This is a genomic window from Paraglaciecola sp. (genome assembly GCF_051252315.1).
Classification (GTDB): domain Bacteria; phylum Pseudomonadota; class Gammaproteobacteria; order Enterobacterales; family Alteromonadaceae; genus Paraglaciecola.
The window spans coordinates 1-2,718 of sequence record NZ_JBPOFP010000232.1; the positions used below are offsets into that span (position 1 = coordinate 1).

The window sequence follows — 2,718 nt, forward strand, 5'->3', positions numbered from 1 at the left end:
TAAGTTCCCATTTGGCCCTGATCACAATATCATCAAAGGCTAAAACCCAAAATATCGCACACTAAGTGCAGGCTTAGCTAGCAGGCAGCAGGGTGTTGTCGCTATAGCTAAAATTGCTGGCTGTACGATGGCTCTGGCTGTGCTTTAAACCTTTGCGTAAATAATCGAGCAGTAGAGCGGCGGCGGGGGATAGCTCACTATAATTAAAACCAATAGTGACTAACCCTAGCTCTGGCAATTGCTTATCCTCATCTGTATGCAGCATATCTGGGATGGTATTGGCAACCAGCGCGCTAATACCTAGCCCCGCTTTAATTGCTGATTGCAGCCCAGATAAACTAGATGAGCAATAAGGTACTCGCCATGCAATATCTGCTTTGTTTAATGCGCTAGTGACGCGCTTGCGATAAATACAACCCTCAGGGTACAGCACTAAAGGGATGGGTAGGTTTTTATCTAGGCTAAAGGCTGGGTCTGATACCCAAGATAAGCGCTCAATAATAAAATCATCCTCAGCGAATTTATGGCTTGGGTAATCATCAACTGACATCAATAAATCGAGCGCGCCTTTTTGGTATTCTGCGCGCAGTTTAATACTGACATCAGAGACCACATTAAGGCTGACATCGGGGTAGGCACGAGAGAACTTTGATAATAAAACCGGTAAAAAGGATACTTCAAAATCATTAGGTGTGCCTAAACGCACCGTACCGCTAACCTTAGGTGTCGATAAGCGCGCGACCACTGCATCGTTAATGTCCAGCATTTTACAGGCACTGTTATACAATATATGGCCTTTTTCGCTCAGTTTTAAACCGCCAGTTCTATGAAAGAGCTGCGCATCTAACATCTCTTCTAATCGTTTTACCTGCAAGCTAATGGCCGGCTGCGAGCGCCCTAATAACTCACCTGCTTGGGTAAAACCGCCAACATCGACAATGGTAGTAAAGGTGCGTAATAGATCAGTGGGGATGTTTTTCATCGCTGGCAAACCTTATCAAGATATTTATACGGGTTAAAATAGCATGTATCAATTAAGATAAGATAATGATTTTCAACAAGCTAACTGCTCTAAGTGGACCTTACCCAGACATTATTATCTAGCGATACTTCAAACTTGGCCCACGCTAGGAACTCATCATGTGAGCACTGAGCCAATAAGCCCGATTGCAGCCCAGTCAACACTGTAAATTGAATACTTTTTTTGTCGATAACACTGATGCGTCTAATTTGCCACTGCTTACCTAGGCGGCCATTGCTGTAAGCGTGCTCAACTTCAAGCTGAGTAGGGTGCTCAGTATCTAATTCAGCGTGGCGTTTGGCGTTTTCAAAAATATCGGCCCAGCCCTCATCGGTAATATCAATATAAGAGCCGTGCTCGTTAATTGCCTTTAAAAAATCTTCAGTGGTGATTTCATTTTTACGATCTCCCGGGGAGATACTGACTGCCCGGTTGTTTTTAAAATAAAGATGAGCAGGGTAGCGCCGCCAAGCAAACGGATAGTTAATCACCATCGCCGCTATTAACACAATAGTACAGTTAAGCAGGGTCGGCACTAATAAATAACTGAAACCTAAATCATGAATAGCTTCACCACCGAGCACCGCACCTAATGCTGTCGCCCCACCGGGTGGGTGAATACATCTAAAAAATGACATTAATAAAATAGCGAGCGAAACCGCAGCCGCACAGGCCAGTAATTGGTTGTCGATGTATTTAAAACATACAACACCGACAAACGCACTCAATAGATGACCGCCGATCACCGCCCAAGGCTGGGACAGCGCACCGTGCGGCACCGCGAAAACTAACACCGCAGTCGCTGCGATTGAAGTGACAACATAAGCATTAAAAAAGGTTAAATGCAGTGTCGTATCAAGGTAGATAAGCACTAATTGCGAGAAGTAAAGTACACATAAAATCGCTAATAAAGCCGCTATGGATGCTGCGAGCATATCTTTTAATGAAGAGCGACTAACAGGCAAACCTAAATATAGTCGCAATTCGTTTAATACTGACATTAAGCTGTTACCTTGCATGCTATCTAGTGAAGAAAAATGCACCATCTTCTATGTTTTGATGCCCTGTTTTAGAGCGAAAAATACTAGCTGAGTCATTGTTATATGTATAATGAATTTTAATATAGAATATTATTCATAATTTTGATAACAAGTGAGTGCCATGGATTATATTAGTGCAAAAACATTCTTGGCTATTTGCCAAAGCAAAACCTTCAGCGGCGCAGCTATTGAGCTAAATGTGACGCAAACAACGGTGACCGCACGCATAAAGGCGCTAGAAAGAGAGCTGCAGTGTGCATTATTTGTTCGTAATAAAAGTGGTGCAGCTCTGACCAAACACGGCGAGCAATTCACATCATACGCCATGCAAATAGTACAGACATGGCACGCCGCGAAACGAGATTTACCGCTACCTGATAGCAGTAAAACTAGTTTGGCGATAGGCGTTGATTTAACACTGTGGAACCCCATCGCCGCGAAGTGGGTAATAGAGCTAAATAAGGCCAACCCGCAACAGGCATTAAAGGTGGAGGTGAGCGATAGCAAACAGCTGTGTGAGCAAGTGCGCAGCGGCCGTTTAGATGTGGCGTTAGTGCACCAAGTAGAATACAGCTCTAATATGATAGTCGAGAATTTACTTGATGAAAAACTGATCAGAGTACAAGGCAAAGCGCAAAGTGAGCCTTATTTCTACAT

General features: G+C 43.7%; 3 protein-coding genes. 1 reads left to right on the plus strand and 2 read right to left on the minus strand.

The window, feature by feature from the left end; genetic code table 11:
- Positions 1–73: 73 nt before the first annotated feature.
- Complete coding sequence (locus ACSHXM_RS21530) at positions 74–982, minus strand: LysR substrate-binding domain-containing protein (protein ID WP_435692436.1); 909 nt, start codon at positions 980–982, stop codon at positions 74–76.
- Between the two features lie 89 nt (positions 983–1,071).
- Positions 1,072–2,022 carry an HPP family protein gene (locus ACSHXM_RS21535; RefSeq protein WP_435692438.1) on the minus strand — a complete coding sequence of 317 codons (951 nt, stop codon included), beginning with the start codon at positions 2,020–2,022 and terminating at the stop codon, positions 1,072–1,074.
- 160 nt (positions 2,023–2,182) lie between these two features.
- On the opposite strand from ACSHXM_RS21535, the gene ACSHXM_RS21540 reads away from it, so the two are divergent.
- The coding region (locus ACSHXM_RS21540) for a LysR family transcriptional regulator (protein WP_435692440.1) at positions 2,183–2,718 on the plus strand (536 nt) is incomplete at its 3' end.

Coding starts and splice junctions, on each gene's coding strand:
- ACSHXM_RS21530 (WP_435692436.1), bottom strand. CDS start 982: ATGAAAAACATCCCCACTGATCTATTACGCACCTTTACTACCATTGTC.
- ACSHXM_RS21535 (WP_435692438.1), bottom strand. CDS start 2,022: ATGTCAGTATTAAACGAATTGCGACTATATTTAGGTTTGCCTGTTAGT.